We start from the raw sequence: 16,226 nt of genomic DNA, 5'->3' as shown, positions 1-16,226 counted from the left end.
CTTTTTTTCATGCTCTGCACAGGCTCACTTGAACAGGTGGATGTCTCCGCTTTGGTTGAGCTGCACCAGAACCGTGGCGATGATGGGCAGGCCGAACAGCCCTACAAAACCGAACAGATAGGTGCCGACAAACATGCACACAAGCGTTACCAGCGGATACAGGCCGATCTGCTTGCCTACCACGCGCGGCTCCAGCATCTGGCGCACTACGGTGATGATGGCATATAAAATAAGAAGCCCGATGCCCAGCGGGAAGTTGCCCAGAATCAGCATGGCCGCCGCCCACGGGATGAGCACCGTGCCGGTGCCGAGCACAGGCAGGATGTCCACAATGGCGGTGAGCAGCGCGATGAGCAGGGCGTAGTCCACCCGCAACAGAGAAAAACCGATGAGAAGCTCCACAAAGGTGATGCTCAGCAAAATGGCGTAGGCCCGTCCGAATTTGAAAATAACGTCCACGCCCTTTTCCTTCACCTTGAACAGCATGTCCCGTGCTTTTTGGGGCAGCTGACGCGCCAGGAAAGAGGTGATGGCATAATAATCCGAAACGAAGAAAAACGACGCGACGATGGTGATGATGAACTTAACGAGGAACGACGGCACGGAACCGGCCACATTCGTTACCGCGCTCAGAGCGCCTGTGGAGATGGCGGTGACCATTGAGGACAGCGAGGACGACAGGCTGTTGCCGGCGCTTTCCACAAAATCCGTCAGCGTGGGGTTCAGGGCCATCACCCAGTTTTCCAGTGTGTCCTGCAGCGAATTCAGCGCCGGGGCCACAACCGTGTCGTACACCTGCGGCAGCGCGTAGAAAATATCGCGGCAGAAAATCACAAGCCGCGTACCCAGCACCGTGATGAGAGCGGCCGCCAGAACATAAAACGCAATGAGCAGCAAAACCGAAACGGGCTTGCGCCCAAGCTTTGTTTTTTGTGTCACCCAGTTGATAACGGGCTTCAGGATAAAGGCGATAAGAAACGCTACCAGAAAGGGCATCAGGAACGGCAGCGCATATTTCAGCACGGCGTAGGCCAGCCCGAGGATGATGCAGTAAAACAGGACCCTGATGATAAAGGCCCGCATCTTTTCGATTTGCAAGCGCCCACCTCCATGTCCGGCTGCGCAGCGCGTGCCGGTGATTGGGCACCGTGAAAAATATACAGCACCCATAATACTTTATTATACCCCTATCCGTGCGGAAAATATAGGATATCCGCAAAAGTTTACGTTTTTTTCAAAAAGTGCGCAAAAAGCTCATGCAGCGGGAATATCCTCCACAAGTACCACGGCGGCTTCCCGTACCGCACCGCTGTGCAGGTACTGCACCGTCACCGTGTCCCCGGGCGAGTGCCCGGACAGAGCGGTCTTTACGTCGGTCATCGTTTCAATGGCAAGCCCGTCGATGGAGAGAAGGTAATCGCCGTTCGTCAGGCCCGTTTTGCCGCCGTTGTTCACATATACGCCCAGCCGTCCGGTGCCTGCGAAAATCGCAGAGCGGTAGGATGTCAGCTCCACCAGCTCCATGCCCAGCGACGGCCTGCCGCTGACATAGCCCTGGGTGATGAGCTGCTCGATGACGGGACGCGCTGTGTCGATGGGAATGGCGAAGCCAAGGCCCTCCACGTCCGAGCCGGAGGATTTGGAGTTCACCACGCCCACCAGACGCGCCTGCGCGTCGAACAGTCCGCCGCCGGAGTTGCCGGGGTTGACGGCTGCGTTGGTCTGCAGCAGCGTCATATGCTCTCCGTCAATGCTGATCACCCGGTCCTTGGCGCTGATGATACCGTCCGTTACCGTGCCGCCCAAACGGCCCAGCGGGTTACCGATGGCAACCACGGGCTGGCCCACCACAAGGTCTGCCGAGGTGCCCAGTGTGGCGGGAATGAGCCCCTGTGCCTGTACGCGGATAACAGCGAGGTCGGTCTTGGCGTCGGTGGCCACCAAAGCGGCATCCAGGGTGGTGCCGTCATGCAGGCGCACCGCAATGCTGTTTGCACCGCTGATAACGTGGTCGTTTGTGACGATATAGCCGTCGGCAGAGATGATCACACCGCTGCCTGCGCCTGTGGCAACATATTGGTTGAAATAGCTGCCGGTCTGCACGGATTCCGTTGTGATCTCAACCACGGAATCGCTGGCCGCCGCGGCAACACTGGCCGCATCCAGGCGCGCGCCCCCGGTCACGGACGCGTTTCCGGACGGCGCCTGATACACCACGACGTTCTGCGGTTCGGGCATGGTACGGCTGTTGGCGTATACAGTGCCGAAATAGGCCGCTGCGCCGCACAGAGCCACCAGCACAAGCCCGTACAAAAACGGGTGGCGCTTTCTCTGCCTTGCGGGGACCATGTCGATCACGGGCCCGCTGCCGCCCGGCGCAGCGAACGGCTCGTCCGCACGCCGGTTTCCCTGCGAATGATACCCCTGTCCGTCCGGCCCCTGCGGGCCGTAAGAATAAACGCTCATACTTCATCGCTCCTGTTGTGGATGGAGCGTGCTCCGCCATACCGGAGGTGAAAAGACGTGCCGCCCCAACGTATGCTATTATGATACCCGCTGCGCACAAAGAAGAAAAGAGACAAAAAGTAAATTTTGTCAAAACACGGACGCACAGGCAAACAAATGCGGCCGGAGACAGAAAACGCCGTGCAACGGGCAGAATGCCGCCGCACGGCGTTTGGAGTATAGGATTCAACCAACACGATACAGGTCCCGCCGTGCGGTGACGGTAAGCCCGCTGCTGTCGGTGACGGCGGCCACAAGCTCCGCCTCCCTCTGCGGTGCGGCGTAGACCTCTTCCGGGAAGGAAAGATAGTAGGTGATGCCGGAAAGGATCTCTTCCGCCTGTTCATCGGCGGTTCCGGCGCCGCCGGAGACAAGCTGAAAATCAGCCGAAAGATCCATCTCCTGCCGCTGTACCGCCTCGCCGTCGATCACCAGCTCGATTACCGCATGCGCGGGAACGGCGGAGTTCTCGCGGTAAGCGCGATTTACCGAAAGCTCAAAATCCCCGCCCAGCGTCATTCCGGCGGTACCGTCCGTCCTGCGCCCGGAGTGCTGTGCTTTAAATTCCGTGGGCGTCACCGAAACCGTCGTCTGGTAGCCCGAGACAAAATCGTATTCCCGGAACAGCTCCTCCGTTTGGGCCTCCCCATCCAGCGTGAAGCTGACGGATACCGCAAAGTCCTGGTATTCCATTTCCAGGGGAACGGCCAACTCCGCACAAAACGCATTGCCCGCCAGCAGCGTCCCGGCGGCTGTCTGAGGCACACCGCTCTCCGGCGTAAGAGTGAACACGGCGGAAAGACCGTCGCGGTAGTTTTTGGGTGTGGCCGTAACCGTCAACGGTACGCGGCGTTCTGTACCGGGGACACCGTAGTCCCAATCAAAACCAGCCACGATGCTGGCCTGCTGGCGCAGGCTCTCTTCTATGCTGGACTGGATGGATGAGATACGCATATCGATGCTGCCTTCGATGCCGGCCACGTTTGCGCCGATGTCGTCCACACGGCTGGAAAGCTCCCGCATGCGGCCCCCGTAATACACACCGAGGTACACCAGCGCCGCACCCACGCAGGCGAGCGCGGCGGCAAGGCCCGCAAGAAGGATGCGCTGGCGGTGGGCCGCATGGGCCTGCGCCGCATTTTGCGCGTCCAGCAGGGCTTTTACGCTTTCCAGCGCCACACCGTCCTGTCCGGCGGTATTTTCCGTTCCGGACTCTTTTCCTGTCAGCAGTTCGTCGCAGCTTACGCCCAGCGCGCGGGCCAGCTCCTGCAGATTATCCAGCCCGGGCAGAGAAGCGCCGCTCTCCCATTTGCCGATGGCCTGACGGGAGACGCCCACCTGTTCGGCCAAAGCCTCCTGGGAAAGGCCTGCCGCCCGGCGCAGCGCAAGAATGCGTTCGTTGATCGTCATAGTTGTGTCCTCCTGAGGAAAAGTGAGGCGGGAACAGGCCCGCCCTCCGATTTCATCCTAACAAAAGCGCGGGCGCGGGGCCACCAACTGGGTGTTCCATTTCGGCAACCGGCGGTTGCAGGTTGTTATTTTCCCGCGTGGAATCCTATGGAACAGGATACCATAAACCCGCATAAAATCAAGGTTTGTTTTGTATGGCGTGGAATCCCGTTCCATGCGCTGGTACTCCATAAAGGGAAAAAATAAGGGAAAACTTTTGCCCCCGCCGAAGCCCGTGGAAGGGTCAAAGCGGGGGCCTTTGACATTGTACAGGAAAGGGCCTATAGTGGTATAAAAATGAAGGGGAAGTGCTCATCTCAAATGGAACGTATTCTTTTAACATTCGGAATCATTTTATCTACAGGAGGCACAATACTGACCTTATGGTCTGCCCTAAGGCTAAGCAAGAAACAATGTGAAGAAATGCGGACGGCCCAAGCATTGGACGAAGGGAAAATGCAAAAAGCATTGTATAATAGACCGTCAGTAATAGGGGGGCTCGCTCTAATTATAGTTGGTGCTTGTCTTCAAATTTGGGGAACATGGCTATAAAAGAACACTAGGGTAGAGGCTTTCAAGCCGAACAGAAGGAGGCACTTCTGCCGGCCTCGTGCGGCCTTTGGGGTATGATGGGGCCGGAGGATATCCGGCCCTCTGTATTAAACGATGCGTTCCCAGCCGCCAGGCTCGGCCCACGGCTTTCCTGACAAGCTGTTCTCGACAAATTCCCCGAAAGCCTCCGCAGGATCTACGGGAACGGTTACCGGGTGCATGGGTTCGCCGCCGTCTCTTATGACAGGGTATCCACTCGAGCTAAAGGCGGCGGGGTCTGCCTGCCGGGCTTCGGCAAAAAATTCATCAAAGCCGATAATTTTACCCTCTTGAATTGGAAAGTTTCTTTCCCGCAGCTCTCGCATAAATGTTTTCTTTGCAGATTTGCTGGTGAATTTGATTTCAGACATTGCCATCATTGCCGCGCTCTGAAATTCAAATTCCCTTTGCATCCCGTCTAGTTTTTCGGCGGCGGCTTGTTCAGCCGCTTCGGCTTTCGCCTTGTACTCGGCATCCAGCCCGGCGAGACGGTCGGCTGTCTCGTGGTATTTGCCTTTTGCTTCTTCCAGCTCGGCGGTCAGTGTGGCAAGCTGTTGCTTGTGGCGCTCAATGTCTGCGCCGTGTATGGCCATAAGCTGGTTTACTTGGTCATCGGTAATATCTGGTATAATGCTTTTTAGTTCGTCTCTTTTCACTGTATAACCTCCCTGTTGAAAATTCCCTGTGTGTAAATCGGCGCTGGACGGCATGGGGTCGCCTTGAGGGAGGGAGGGGGGAGGCCCCCCACCCTTGCCCGCCGCCGCTCCGTCACTCCGGGATAACACTGTCAATATTCATCATTTTAAACAACTCGGCAAAGCCCTCCGCAGCGTGCCCGGCCTCGGCACTTGCGGTCGTGAGTGTCTCGTCAAAGGCTCTGCGCAGTTCTACCAAGTCGTTAAAAAGGACTTGCTGCGGGCAGTCGTTGACCGTGATTTCATTTGCCTTTGCAGCGGAGGCGATGGCGCGATAAGTAAGCGCGTTATAGCCGTACTTGGTCAGCAGGCCGTCAACTTCTTCTCTGGTCAGGTTCGTGCGTCCGTTTACGGCGTTAATTATCGCGCTGCAATCTCTGTCGGGTACGGCATACAGCTGCGCCCGCGCTTCTTCGGTCATGGTGTCCAGCACAGCAGCGGCCCGACTGCGCAGCTCTGCGCATGTCTGGTCAAAGGCTTCTTTGGCATCGTTCCCGTACAGGTGGCCCGGCTCGGGGATTCTGTCGCCGCCCTTGGAGGACTTCATAAAGGCAACGCGGGAGGCTTCGCACGCGGCTGCATACTGGGCTACAAAATCGTCGAGTACGGCTTTCAATTCTTTGTTTGCGGTGTAATTGTTCATGTTTTTTCTTTCCTTTCTCTTGTTGATATATCAGCACCCGGCACAGGGCCGGGAATACTGCTTTTTAGCTGCTAAGCTCCGGGTATCGCTGCAACACTTCTTCGCGGCTGCATCCGCGTATGCGCATGACATCGGATATAAAAGCATTTGTTGTGCCGCGTTCCGCATAGGCTTCTATACGCTCGGCAAGTCGTTCCTCTACGCTGCCGCGCTCTTTCCATGCGCTGAAGCCTGTACCGTGGTATGAGCTGCCAGAGAGGATGTTCTCCCGGTACGCTTCCAGCTTGCGCTGGATCCGTGGAAAGCGCATTGCACGAATTGCTTTTGATTCTGTTTGCCGGACACGTTCGCGCGATATGCCCAACTGCACGGCCAGACTTTCCAGCGTGCGGCCCTCGTAGAACCGGCCACGCAGTACAGTGGCCTGCCGTTCATCCAGCAAGGCCAGGGCTTCATTTGTGGGCGCTTCGTTCATGCCTTACGCCCTCGTTTCCCGGCGTTCACTCTCCGTTTTTTCTCGCTTCGCCGCCAGCGCTGGAACTCTGCCCACTCTGCTTTTAAATCAGCATCCGCATCTTTGAAATAGACCATGCGCAATTGCATTTCACGCGCTGCCGTTTTCATATAGGCACGCCGGGCACGCGTTTGGCCGCTGGCGATACCGCCGAGCCGTGAAAGCTCCTTGTGCCTCTCCGGCTGCATCTGGTTAAATGTGATAAGGTTTTCATCATTCATTGCGCTGCCCTCCCGTCTGGTGTATAATAATCTCAAGGTTTGGGGCCGTCCGGGAGGGCGGCTTTTTTTGTTGGCTATAGGGCTCCGGCTTTCCAAGCTGTAAGCAACCCGTGTACCGTTGCCCCCGGTGGCGTTTCATGGCCCGGTGGCGTCGCTGCGTCATAGGCGGCGCGAAATTCGGGGTTATCGTGGAAAAGCTTCAGCAGCTCCAAAAACTCTATTTTTTCCATGATGGGCAGTTTTTGGAAACGGTCAAATAGTTCTTGCATGACGATATTCATATCAGCCCGCCCCCTTTCTGCTGAGGTCTGTAAAGCGCCGCAGTGCCTTGGTGTCGGCATTTAAGCTATCGAGCACATAGCCCAAGCCGTCAACCCATACCGTGGGAGAGTATTCGCCAGAAGCCATAACCTCTTGAATGGCGCGGGCCGCGTTTGTGCCCCTTTCAATTTGATTAACAAGAATGCTCAAAGCTTCGGTATCCATCACCGCCGCGCCCCCTTTCGGTCGGACAGCAGGCCCACAGCAGAGAATACAGCGCCCAGCACAAAGCCCAGGGCTACGGCTCCGAGATAAGTAATCATTGCAAATCCTCCATTTTTCTGGTAAAATGCAGGTGAAACGGGGCTCCTTTCCGCTTCACCTTTGCGCCTGTCCGTGTTAGTAGCACGGACGGGCGCTTTCTTTTTCGCTGCGCTTGCGTACCCATTCGCGCAGGCCGTCGCGGTAAACAACCGTCCGCGTGCCGATTTTGAACGACGGAAATTCTGCCGAGTGCGCCAGCTCATACGCTTTCTTGGGGCTTATGCCCAGCTCGGCGGCGGCTTCGGATACGCTCATTGTTAGACGTTCCACTCGGTCGGTCATGGCTGCGGCCCCTCCTGCAAGGCTAAAAGTCTGTTGTATTCAGCTTCTAAGTGTTCAAGCTTTTCCCGGTGTTTCTGTTCAAGGCGGTCGAAAGCCTCTTGCCTTATAGCACTTTCGGCCCTCATGTGCTGCAGCTTCTCGCGCAGCATTTCAATTTGCTGGGCGCTGTCCTGCAGAAAAATATCAATCTCTTCCATGCTCGTTCCCGGCCTCCTGTTCTTTTTCTTCATCGGCGTCAGGGGTTGCAACCAGATTGCAGACCTACACGCCCTAGCGGCGTTCATCCAGATAGGCGCTGTTTACCGCGTCCAGCACCGTGCGCAGGCTCTTGAACGAGTGCAGGCATGGCAGCATGCGTGCAATCGCCGCCCGCGTCTCCGTGGCCTTGTGCGTGCGAAAATGCTCCGCACGGGCTTTATCCATGTCCGCATGATACATGTTAAGTACCGCACCGATCTGCTCCGGCGTGAGGCCCAGCGCCTCCAATGGCTGTCGTTTCATCTTCGTTGTTCTCCTGTTCGCAATCGCATTTTTCATCCGGGTCTAAATTTGCCCCGCACCGTGGGCACGTTGTGTAATAGGTCATTGCGGAATCCCTCCCCGCTGGTGAGGCATGAATAAGCACCCAACCGTACCGGATGTTTCATCCAAAATAACCACTAAAGGGCATATTTTATTTTGCATTTTTGTTGCATCCTCCTGTTTTCTTACTTGTTCATGTTATGTGCTCGACCGTTACAAAGGCGCAAATACTCAAGTGAAGCGAAAAATGGCTTTGTACTGCAGATTTCTTCATTTGGCAGGATGCACAAATGAAAGCTTCTCATTTGAGGGTTTCAACCTTTCATTTGAGGGTGTTGCCAAGTGAAAAAAACATAGTATTTATAAGGGTTTATAGCTTCATTTGAGGGTTTTAGTGTCTCTGACCGGCACAACGCTAAAATGGGGTTTCTGTATCCGGCGGCAATTCTTAAAATTCGTTGCATGAGGTAAGGCCGACATGCCATGTTTTGGCCTTTGTGCTGCCTGTCTGGTAATAGTGAATCTCTCGCCTTTTCTTCAATTCATCCTTTGCACGGCGCAGCACGTCCGCGCTATAACCCTCCGCACGCGCTTTGTCTGAAAGGTATTTGGATGGGACAGAGCCGCCCGCTTCGTCCAATTCATGCAATATCCATTCCTTACAATCTTCCCGCTTGGAATTGCCTTTGAAATCCGCTGCCGCCTGCATGAAATCGCGGTCGCGTTTCCACGTTGTGCCCTCTTTGATGATTTGCCCGTCTGCATCGATGCTAAACAGCAGCGTTTCATGTAGCGGCGCATAGTTGTTCTTTTCGTTGGAAAGATACCGCGCGCCCTGTTCCTCGGTGTAGCCGGCCATAATCACAGAGCGGGAAACGTCCCATAAATCGGCACTGTCTGCTATGCGGTCGCGGCCTGACGCGCCTTTCCGCTTGTTCGTGTGGCTTACAATAAGGGATGTTGTATTACATTCCTCGCCCAATGTGATAAGCGGGGCGGTACAGTCTCGCATTGCGTTGCGGCTCCCCATGTTGATGAGCGGCGGCACAAAGCCTTGTACAGGGTCAAACACACATAAAGCAGGCCGGAAGTACCGTATTGCTGCCGCCATTTCCTCCGAACCGAATTTAAAGGCACGCAGCACGCCAGTTGTATCGCCTAGAAAGTCCGGAGCGATGATGTTCTGCATATTGGCCCCGGCAATGCGCAGCTTCTTTTTAAGCTTTTGCCGTATGCTGTCCTCTGTGGTCATAAAGGCCACGCGCAGCGGCTCCCGAGTATATCCGGGCGGGTCGAGCACGCAAGGCCGCCCGGCGCTAAGGTTGGCAACAATATTCACCCATAAAGACGTTTTGCCTACGCCGCCATCCGCTGCCAATAATGTGATTTGGCCTTGCGGTATCCATCCGGGAACGAGCCACGCCGCTTCCTGTTCTTCAAATTCGTCAAGTGTTTTGAATCTGGAAATAATGATGCTCTTATCCGGCGCCGCCCGTGCCCGTCCGAAAACGTCCCTGTCTGCAGGGGCTATCAGCTTGTCTGCGCGCCTCAATTCAAGCGCTTCACCATGAGCCGCGTTGAACTCATCAAGGCTCTTTCCCAGCGCTCCGGCCCGGTCTGCAAGCATCAAACGCCGCGCGGCTGCTATTGCATCCGGAGCGGCGTAAGCCAGGGCGAAAGAATCCATTGACAGCACGTTTTCCGCCGTCAGCCCCCGCAGATACTTTTCATAGTTTTCATCGGTCACAGCTCCGCCTCCGCGCCGCCGTCCTCCATGAAGTGGCACATCAAGTACGCAGCTTCCAAGTTAAGCTCCCCGCTTTGCTTTGCGGCCTTGCCAATCTCCAACACCTTGTAGCCCTCGCGGTTATACAGCCGGGTTATTAGCTCCTTGCTGCTCTGGCCCACCAGATCGGCGGCGTGCAGCTGCTCTTTCGTCAGGACAATTCTGTCCTCCGTGGTTTTGCCTGTGCGGGTGTCCTGGATTTTCACGGGGAATGCCCGCAGCGTGATTTTCATTGTCGTTTTCATGTGTTAATCCTCCAGTTGTACCAATTTGGTATTACTTCTCGTAGCACATCAGATTCTTGGTTAGTCCTCCTTTGGTAAAAGTTCGCTTACTTCCACGCCCAAACCGTGAGCAATGTGCAGCACAGAATTACGGCTGCATGACTTCCCGCCGCGTGCAGCGGTAATCGTCACACGGGATACACACGCCTTTTCAGCAAGTTCATTTACCGTGATTTCCTGCCGGGCCATTTCCGCAATTAGCTTTACTCGGTCGATTCTCATTTTGTTCACCTCCTTGCACAAGCAAAAACTTGCTTTATCGTCACTATATCACAATCAAATACTTGTGTCAATAATTTTTTGCAAGTTTTTGCTTGTGCTAAAGTCTGCTTTGTGATATGATACAAATGAGGTGAAAAGGATGCCTATAGGAGAAAAGATTAAAGCTGCAAGGATCGCTGCACGCATGACACAAGCCGACCTCGCAAAAATTCTCGGTGTCGCGTATCAAAATATAGGGCAGTGGGAAAGCGGAAAGCGGAATCCCAAACTGGACACAATTATTAAAATAGCCGAAGCACTAGGCGTTCGCATAGAAGATTTAATGGGTTTGGAGACTTTCGACACTGGCGCAGAATTTGAGGAACGGTGGAAAGAAGTGACAAGAAATACCAACGGCGAAAGCTTGACGGTAATACACACTACAGACCCCCGTAAATTCATAAATTATGCGCTTGACCAGATGACAAAGGAGGGGCAAAACAAAGTTGCTGAACGAGCTGCGGAGGTGCTAGAAGTTCCCAGATACAGAAAGGGTGCACCAAAGGATTAACACATCCGGCGTAGCCCCGCCAGCGCCCGGACAAGCGCGTTTCCCCTCAAGGCGATAAAAGATACCACCCCACCCGCAAAGCGGCTGGAATCGCGTTGTAGAGGCCTGTAACGCAGCGCCTTTCAGTTCCGCAACAGTTGCGGAACTGTGGTAGAAGTCCGAAATTCGGACGGCTACGCTTGGGTTTGCTCGTCCGAAATTCGGACGCCCTGCACGGCGCCAGTTGCGACAAATTGTCGCAACTTGAAAGACGCCCTTTAGTTCGCTTGTCGCAAATTGCGATAAGCTCATCATGGGGAGTTGTCCGAAATTCGGACAGCTTCGGAGCGGAGCCGTCGCAAATTGCAAAGGGCGGCACCGTTGTCCACAATGTGGACAACGGGCTCCCCGCTTTGCTATCCGACTACGTTCTCAAAAATGAGAAAATGAAAAAACGCCCCGAGCCGAAGCCCAGGGCGCAGAAATAAAATAAACCGCCGATGCTGCTAACACCGACGGCTTATATAGAACAGCTTACACAGGAAGGTGCAATCTGCCCAACAGCTTGATTATACACCTCTTTGTGTGGGCTTGTCAAAGTGTATCACAAGGAGGTTTTTATTTTGGCAGGAAAAGCGGCAAGAGGCGCGGGCACCATCCGAAAAAAGACGGTGACGCGCAGCGGGAAAACCTATACTTATTGGGAGGCCCGCGTTACCACTGGCCGAGACCCCGGCACCGGCAAACAAGTGCAAATATCCATCACCGGGAAAACGCAAAAGGAAGTGCGGGAGAAGATGCAGGCGGCTGCGGTGGCCGTGGACAGCGGCACCTATATACAGCCGGAGCGCATGACGGTGAGCGAATGGCTTGACATCTGGACGGCTGAATATTTGGGCGGCGTGAAGCCTAATACAGCACGTATATACCGCAACAACGTGAAAAGGCACATTAAGCCCGCTTTGGGCGCTGTGCGCCTACCGGAGCTGCGCCCACACATGATACAGGCTTTTATCAACCGGCTGGAGCTTGCCCCGGCATCCGTGCGGCTGGCTTACAAAGTGCTGTATCAGGCATTGAAAAAGGCCGTCGCGCTGCACTACATCCCGCAGAATCCCGCCGAGGGCTGCACGTTGCCCCGGCTTGAACAGGCGGAGATACACCCGCTTGACGATGAGCAGACCACGGCACTGCTGAATGCAGCACAGGGAACCGAAGTGGAGCAGCTTATTAAAACGGCCCTGTTCACCGGCTGCCGCCTTTCCGAGCTGCTGGGGCTTACATGGGATTGTGTGGGCCGTGATACTATCACCATCAGCAAGCAGCTTGCCCAGCCCGAGCAGCGGGCAGACGGCCCTTTTATCTCTCCCAAGAACGGCAAGAGCCGCACGCTCACGCCCGCGCCCTTGGTGCTGGATGCGCTCAAGGCGCAAAAGCGCATGCAGACTGCGGCCAGAATCAAAGCGGGGCCGCTTTGGGATAATTCCTACAATCTGGTATTCACCACGGAGACGGGCGCGCCGTTCGACCAATGGCGGGCAGAAGCGGCCTTTAAATCTGTTCTTGCTGCTGCCGAACTGCACGGCATCCGCTTTCACGACCTCCGGCACACCTATGCCGTGAATGCTATCCGGGCCGGGGATGATATCAAAACGGTGCAAGGCAACCTTGGGCACGCCTCTGCGGCGTTCACGCTGGACAGGTACGGCCACTTCACCGAGCGGATGAAGCAGGACAGCGCCGCACGCATGGAGGGCTTTATAAGGGGCGTTTTGAATCTGTAAAGGGAAAACTTAAGGGAAAACACGCCCGCAAAGAGCATGAAAAGCCGCCTGAACCCTGTATTTTCAGGGGTTGGGCGGCTTCTTTACTATACAACCGGCGGTTGCCATGGCCTTATTGTAGCATGTTGAGACGAAGTTTGTCAGGTGATTTGAAAAAGAACGTATAAAGCCTGCCGGGGGATGTGGTATAATATGTCCGGTTGGTGAATGCGAGCCGCAGGCGAAGCATGAACTTAGCGGCATAGATACCATATTTCTTAGTGAACACGAGCGGTACGCGAAGTGTGAGCTTAGAAATATGGTATAATAATCCTCAAGCCCGCCGCTTGCGCGGCTGCACGTGTGCAAGGCACACGCCCCTGTGCTGGCGCACAGAGCTTTGAGGACATTGAACCATGTAAAGCCGCGGTTTGCGTGCGGAAACGGGGAGACGTTATGAGCAAAAACGGAAAGATCATCATCATCGGCGGCGGCGCGTCCGGCCTTGCAGCTGCGCTGGCGGCTGCAAAGGAGTGCGGAGGACAGTGCGTGACGGTTTTGGAACGCTTGGACCGTGTGGGGAAAAAGCTGCTGGCCACGGGCAACGGCCGCTGCAACCTGACGAACCGAAACGCCGCGCCGGAACATTATCACAGTGCGGATACGGCCCGTTTGGCGGATATATTGGAGCGAACCCCTCCGGACGCAGTGCTGGACTTTTTTGGGGAGATGGGCCTTTTGTGTGATACCCAGGCCGACGGAAGAGTATATCCCTACTGCTATCAGGCATCCATGGTGCTGGATGTACTGCGTGCGGCACTGGAGCGTGCAGGCGTGGATGTGGCGTGCAGCTGCGAGGTGGCGGAGGTGGAAAAAGGGCCCGGCGGTTTTTCGGTGCGTACGCGGGACGGCCGGGCCTTTTCGGCCGCGCGTGTGGTTTTGGCTGCGGGCGGTCAGGCCGGGCCGCAGTTCGGCACGGATGGTTCCGCTTTTGCTTTGGCGCGCATGCTGGGCCACAGTGTGGCGGAGCCGTATCCATGCCTTGTTCCGCTGCGGTGCGCAGGGTTTCCCGTCGGATTGAAAGGAGTGCGGGCCAACTGTGCGCTTTCGCTGTACCTGGATGGCCGGTGCGCCGGAACCGAACGGGGAGAAGTACAGTTCGCAGAATACGGCCTCTCCGGAATCCCGGCCATGCAGCTTTCGTGCCTGCTTGGCCCGGGCGTGAAGAAGGCGGGGACAAGCGTGGATTTTTTTCCGGAGATGGCGTTTCCTGTCCTGCGCGGGATGCTGGAGCAGCGCTGCGCGTCGGGCATGTTTGCTTCGCTGGAGACGCTTCTGCTGGGGCTCGTGGCCAAAAAGCTGGGGCATGCGATACTGAAAAGCTGCGGCCTGCAGCCGCTTTCGCGCGCGCCGGGCAGCCTTTCCCGCAGGGAAGTGAACGCTCTGGCCAGTGCGCTTAAAAACTGGCGCTTTGCCGTAGAGGGCACGCTGCCTTGGACGCAGGCGCAGGTGACGGGCGGCGGTGTGCCGCTGGCCGAGGTGAAGACGGAAGGCTGTGCCTCCCTCAGGTGCCCGGGCCTGTATCTTTCGGGCGAGGTGCTGGACGCGGCGGGGGACTGCGGAGGCTTTAACCTGCAATGGGCCTGGGCAACGGGAATCGCAGCAGGCCGGGCCGCGGCGCGGGGGCTGTAAAAAAACAAAACACACGGGGCTGACGGAAACAGCCCCGTGTGTTTTGTTTCGGTCATTGATTCGGTTTGCCCGTCATGCGGCTACCGTCCGGCGCATCCAGTTCCAGCACAAGGCCGCTGAACGCGGGCACCGGAAATGTCAGCACGTGGCCTTCTCGAGCGGCCCGCGAGCGCACCGCAGGCGTTTCCTCCGGCAGAGCGCCGCCAAAGCGCTGCCACTCCGTGTGCAGAAGCACCCGGGCACGGCAGGCGAAGGGCATGTGCAGGCGGTAACTGGGCGCGGGCGTATCGCCGAAATTGAATGCTGCGGCCACGGTGTGCGTGCCGCCTCTGCGCAGGAACGCATACAGGCAGGTCCCGTCGGCTTGGCAGTCCAACCATTGAAAATGTGCGGGATCATACTCGCCCTGCCAAAAGGCGTCGTTGGAAAGATACAGGCGGTTCAGCTCTTCCGTAAAATGGCGGAACGCATCGTGGATGGGGTATTGCAGCAGCATCCAATCCAGTTCCCGGGCTTCGTCCCATTCGCGCATGTGGCCAAGCTCGCTGCCCATAAAGTTCAGCTTTTTACCCGGATGCGCCATCATATACAGGTACAGCGCCCGCGCCTGCGGAAATTTTTGTTCGTAATCTCCGTACATTTTCTGCACGATGGCTGCTTTGCCGTGGACCACCTCGTCGTGGGAGAGGGGGAGAAGATACTGTTCCTGCGGAAAGTATGCCATGGAAAACGTCAGCTTGTGGTACTGTGCCCGGCGCTCCTCCGGCGTTTTTTTGAAGTAGTCCAGCGTGTCGTTCATCCAGCCCAGGTCCCACTTGTAGTCGAAGCCCAGCCCGCCGTATTCCACAGGAGCAGTCACCTTGGGGAAATTGGTGGAATCCTCTGCGATGAGCATCGCTGTGGGATGCAGACGCCGCAGGCCGGCATTCATTGTCTGCAAAAATGAAACGGCATTCCCGTTCACACCGCGGGCGGGGTCGCCCTGCCAGTAGATCATGCGGCTGATGGCGTCCATGCGCAGGCCGTCGAAGTGGAACTCCTCCAGCCAGTAGTGTGCGGCAGACTGCAAAAAGCTGCACACCTCTCCGCGGGAGTGCATGAAATTACAGCTGCCCCATTCGCTGACGCCCACATCCGAATGGGGATATTCATACAGAGCTGTGCCGTCATAATTGGCCAGTGCGTATGCATCCAGTGCAAAATGCACGGGTACGAAATCCAGAAGCACGCCTATGCCCGCGGCGTGGCATTTGTCGATGAGCTCCTTGAGCTGGTCGGGCGTGCCGTAGCGGCTCGTGGGCGCGAAAAAGCCGGTGTTCTGGTACCCCCAGGAGCAGTCCGCCGGGTGCTCGCTCAGGGGCATGAATTCAATATAGTTATAGCCGTTTTCTTTTACGTGGGCAATCAGCTTGTCCGCGATTTCATCATAGCGGTACCATCCGTTTTCGCGGGCCTCGTCTTTTTTCCAGGAGCCGAAATGCATCTCATAAATATTGACGGGCGCATCGAAAGCGCGGCTGCGCGCCGCCATCCAGGCTTCGTCTGTGAAACGGTACCCGCCCAAAGGCCAGAGCGCGGAGGCGCTGCCCGGACGAAGTTCCATCCAAAAGCCATAGGGGTCGCAATGGTCCGCCTCACCGCCCGCAGCGGGACGGATTTTGTATTTATACAGCATGCCGGGCTTTGCGCCCTGTATACGGCAGGAAAATATGCCGCCCTGTCCCTCCCGGGCCATGGGCATACCCTGCCAGCCGTTGAATTCTCCAATCAACTCCACAGCCTGTGCGCCGGGCGCATAGGTGCGGAAGGTTACGCAGTCTCCCTCAAAATGCGCGCCGAAAAAACGGTGCGCGTCGAATGTACGGCCGGTGTAAAAATCGTGCAGGTCCATTTCTGGCGGCCTCCCCATGATGCTTTTTTGTTCTTTCATTATAGGCGGTGAA

The 16,226-nt window shown here is 56.3% G+C and carries 19 protein-coding genes; 3 read left to right on the top strand and 16 right to left on the bottom strand.

Annotation, left to right across the window (positions count from 1 at the left end; all coding sequences use genetic code 11):
• Nucleotides 1–24: 24 nt before the first annotated feature.
• The 15 genes from ytvI to TQ39_RS02600 all read right to left on the bottom strand — a co-directional run bounded on the left by ytvI (nucleotide 25) and on the right by TQ39_RS02600 (nucleotide 10,299).
• The gene (ytvI, locus tag TQ39_RS02670; RefSeq protein ID WP_009326059.1) at nucleotides 25–1,098 is read right to left on the bottom strand and encodes a sporulation integral membrane protein YtvI; all 1,074 of its coding nucleotides are present in this window, start codon (nucleotides 1,096–1,098) and stop codon (nucleotides 25–27) included.
• A gap of 156 nt (nucleotides 1,099–1,254) precedes the next feature.
• Nucleotides 1,255–2,466: a S1C family serine protease gene (locus tag TQ39_RS02665; RefSeq protein WP_009326058.1), complete on the bottom strand. Its 1,212-nt coding sequence runs from the start codon at nucleotides 2,464–2,466 to the stop codon at nucleotides 1,255–1,257.
• Nucleotides 2,467–2,691: 225 nt separating this feature from the next.
• Nucleotides 2,692–3,915, bottom strand: coding sequence for a helix-turn-helix domain-containing protein (locus tag TQ39_RS02660; protein ID WP_050004462.1), 1,224 nt, complete (start codon nucleotides 3,913–3,915; stop codon nucleotides 2,692–2,694).
• A gap of 698 nt (nucleotides 3,916–4,613) precedes the next feature.
• On the bottom strand, nucleotides 4,614–5,201 hold the full coding sequence (locus tag TQ39_RS02655) for a phage scaffolding protein (protein WP_156146155.1): 588 nt from the start codon (nucleotides 5,199–5,201) through the stop codon (nucleotides 4,614–4,616).
• Nucleotides 5,202–5,313: 112 nt separating this feature from the next.
• Entirely contained in the window at nucleotides 5,314–5,883 is a 570-nt protein-coding gene (locus TQ39_RS02650) for a hypothetical protein (protein ID WP_050004460.1), read from the bottom strand.
• Nucleotides 5,884–5,947: 64 nt separating this feature from the next.
• Nucleotides 5,948–6,358 carry a sigma factor-like helix-turn-helix DNA-binding protein gene (locus TQ39_RS02645; protein ID WP_050004459.1) on the bottom strand — a complete coding sequence of 137 codons (411 nt, stop codon included), beginning with the start codon at nucleotides 6,356–6,358 and terminating at the stop codon, nucleotides 5,948–5,950.
• Entirely contained in the window at nucleotides 6,355–6,618 is a 264-nt protein-coding gene (locus TQ39_RS02640; RefSeq protein WP_050004458.1) for a hypothetical protein, read from the bottom strand. Before TQ39_RS02640 ends, TQ39_RS02645 begins: the two co-directional genes overlap by 4 nt.
• A gap of 74 nt (nucleotides 6,619–6,692) precedes the next feature.
• The gene (locus tag TQ39_RS02635; RefSeq protein ID WP_050004457.1) at nucleotides 6,693–6,899 is read right to left on the bottom strand and encodes a hypothetical protein; all 207 of its coding nucleotides are present in this window, start codon (nucleotides 6,897–6,899) and stop codon (nucleotides 6,693–6,695) included.
• Between the two features lies 1 nt (nucleotide 6,900).
• Nucleotides 6,901–7,104: a hypothetical protein gene (locus TQ39_RS02630; RefSeq protein ID WP_050004456.1), complete on the bottom strand. Its 204-nt coding sequence runs from the start codon at nucleotides 7,102–7,104 to the stop codon at nucleotides 6,901–6,903.
• Nucleotides 7,105–7,278: 174 nt separating this feature from the next.
• Nucleotides 7,279–7,485 carry a helix-turn-helix domain-containing protein gene (locus tag TQ39_RS02625; protein ID WP_082052093.1) on the bottom strand — a complete coding sequence of 69 codons (207 nt, stop codon included), beginning with the start codon at nucleotides 7,483–7,485 and terminating at the stop codon, nucleotides 7,279–7,281.
• A complete protein-coding gene (locus TQ39_RS02620; protein ID WP_050004454.1) occupies nucleotides 7,482–7,682 on the bottom strand; it encodes a hypothetical protein in 201 nt (66 codons plus the stop codon). Before TQ39_RS02620 ends, TQ39_RS02625 begins: the two co-directional genes overlap by 4 nt.
• A 73-nt stretch (nucleotides 7,683–7,755) precedes the next feature.
• Nucleotides 7,756–7,986, bottom strand: a complete 231-nt coding sequence (locus TQ39_RS02615) for a hypothetical protein (protein ID WP_050004453.1) — start codon at nucleotides 7,984–7,986, stop codon at nucleotides 7,756–7,758.
• Between the two features lie 469 nt (nucleotides 7,987–8,455).
• Nucleotides 8,456–9,754: an AAA family ATPase gene (locus TQ39_RS02610; protein WP_050004452.1), complete on the bottom strand. Its 1,299-nt coding sequence runs from the start codon at nucleotides 9,752–9,754 to the stop codon at nucleotides 8,456–8,458.
• Nucleotides 9,751–10,038 (bottom strand): hypothetical protein, encoded by a 288-nt coding sequence (locus tag TQ39_RS02605; RefSeq protein WP_050004451.1) that lies wholly within the window; start codon nucleotides 10,036–10,038, stop codon nucleotides 9,751–9,753. The genes TQ39_RS02610 and TQ39_RS02605 overlap by 4 nt, the downstream gene beginning before the upstream one ends.
• A 60-nt stretch (nucleotides 10,039–10,098) precedes the next feature.
• Nucleotides 10,099–10,299 carry a helix-turn-helix domain-containing protein gene (locus tag TQ39_RS02600; RefSeq protein WP_050004450.1) on the bottom strand — a complete coding sequence of 67 codons (201 nt, stop codon included), beginning with the start codon at nucleotides 10,297–10,299 and terminating at the stop codon, nucleotides 10,099–10,101.
• A 139-nt stretch (nucleotides 10,300–10,438) separates the two neighbouring features.
• Between TQ39_RS02600 and TQ39_RS02595 the strand changes: the two genes are divergently transcribed.
• From TQ39_RS02595 to TQ39_RS02585, 3 genes are all read left to right on the top strand, one after another.
• Nucleotides 10,439–10,849 (top strand): helix-turn-helix transcriptional regulator, encoded by a 411-nt coding sequence (locus TQ39_RS02595; RefSeq protein WP_050004449.1) that lies wholly within the window; start codon nucleotides 10,439–10,441, stop codon nucleotides 10,847–10,849.
• Between the two features lie 602 nt (nucleotides 10,850–11,451).
• On the top strand, nucleotides 11,452–12,612 hold the full coding sequence (locus TQ39_RS02590) for a tyrosine-type recombinase/integrase (RefSeq protein ID WP_050004448.1): 1,161 nt from the start codon (nucleotides 11,452–11,454) through the stop codon (nucleotides 12,610–12,612).
• A 435-nt stretch (nucleotides 12,613–13,047) separates the two neighbouring features.
• A complete protein-coding gene (locus TQ39_RS02585) occupies nucleotides 13,048–14,283 on the top strand; it encodes a BaiN/RdsA family NAD(P)/FAD-dependent oxidoreductase (RefSeq protein ID WP_050004447.1) in 1,236 nt (411 codons plus the stop codon).
• A 52-nt stretch (nucleotides 14,284–14,335) separates the two neighbouring features.
• Here the strand turns inward: TQ39_RS02585 and glgB are convergent, their stop codons facing one another.
• Entirely contained in the window at nucleotides 14,336–16,174 is a 1,839-nt protein-coding gene (gene glgB / locus TQ39_RS02580) for a 1,4-alpha-glucan branching protein GlgB (protein WP_050004446.1), read from the bottom strand.
• Between the last annotated feature and the right edge of the window lie 52 nt (nucleotides 16,175–16,226).

Source organism: Ruthenibacterium lactatiformans, from assembly GCF_000949455.1.
In the GTDB taxonomy this organism is placed as follows: Bacteria; Bacillota; Clostridia; order Oscillospirales; family Ruminococcaceae; genus Ruthenibacterium; species Ruthenibacterium lactatiformans.
This window is presented reverse-complemented; position numbering and strand designations above follow the sequence as displayed.

What these genes read in the sequence shown, in the direction of transcription:
- TQ39_RS02660 (WP_050004462.1), bottom strand. Translation starts at nt 3,915, where the DNA reads ATGACGATCAACGAACGCATTCTTGCGCTGCGCCGGGCGGCAGGCCTT.
- TQ39_RS02640 (WP_050004458.1), bottom strand. Translation starts at nt 6,618, where the DNA reads ATGAATGATGAAAACCTTATCACATTTAACCAGATGCAGCCGGAGAGG.
- TQ39_RS02650 (WP_050004460.1), bottom strand. Translation starts at nt 5,883, where the DNA reads ATGAACAATTACACCGCAAACAAAGAATTGAAAGCCGTACTCGACGAT.
- TQ39_RS02665 (WP_009326058.1), bottom strand. Translation starts at nt 2,466, where the DNA reads ATGAGCGTTTATTCTTACGGCCCGCAGGGGCCGGACGGACAGGGGTAT.
- TQ39_RS02645 (WP_050004459.1), bottom strand. Translation starts at nt 6,358, where the DNA reads ATGAACGAAGCGCCCACAAATGAAGCCCTGGCCTTGCTGGATGAACGG.
- TQ39_RS02625 (WP_082052093.1), bottom strand. Translation starts at nt 7,485, where the DNA reads ATGACCGACCGAGTGGAACGTCTAACAATGAGCGTATCCGAAGCCGCC.
- TQ39_RS02605 (WP_050004451.1), bottom strand. Translation starts at nt 10,038, where the DNA reads ATGAAAACGACAATGAAAATCACGCTGCGGGCATTCCCCGTGAAAATC.
- TQ39_RS02635 (WP_050004457.1), bottom strand. Translation starts at nt 6,899, where the DNA reads ATGAATATCGTCATGCAAGAACTATTTGACCGTTTCCAAAAACTGCCC.
- TQ39_RS02595 (WP_050004449.1), top strand. Translation starts at nt 10,439, where the DNA reads ATGCCTATAGGAGAAAAGATTAAAGCTGCAAGGATCGCTGCACGCATG.
- TQ39_RS02615 (WP_050004453.1), bottom strand. Translation starts at nt 7,986, where the DNA reads ATGAAACGACAGCCATTGGAGGCGCTGGGCCTCACGCCGGAGCAGATC.
- TQ39_RS02585 (WP_050004447.1), top strand. Translation starts at nt 13,048, where the DNA reads ATGAGCAAAAACGGAAAGATCATCATCATCGGCGGCGGCGCGTCCGGC.
- glgB (WP_050004446.1), bottom strand. Translation starts at nt 16,174, where the DNA reads ATGGACCTGCACGATTTTTACACCGGCCGTACATTCGACGCGCACCGT.
- TQ39_RS02600 (WP_050004450.1), bottom strand. Translation starts at nt 10,299, where the DNA reads ATGAGAATCGACCGAGTAAAGCTAATTGCGGAAATGGCCCGGCAGGAA.
- TQ39_RS02620 (WP_050004454.1), bottom strand. Translation starts at nt 7,682, where the DNA reads ATGGAAGAGATTGATATTTTTCTGCAGGACAGCGCCCAGCAAATTGAA.
- TQ39_RS02630 (WP_050004456.1), bottom strand. Translation starts at nt 7,104, where the DNA reads ATGGATACCGAAGCTTTGAGCATTCTTGTTAATCAAATTGAAAGGGGC.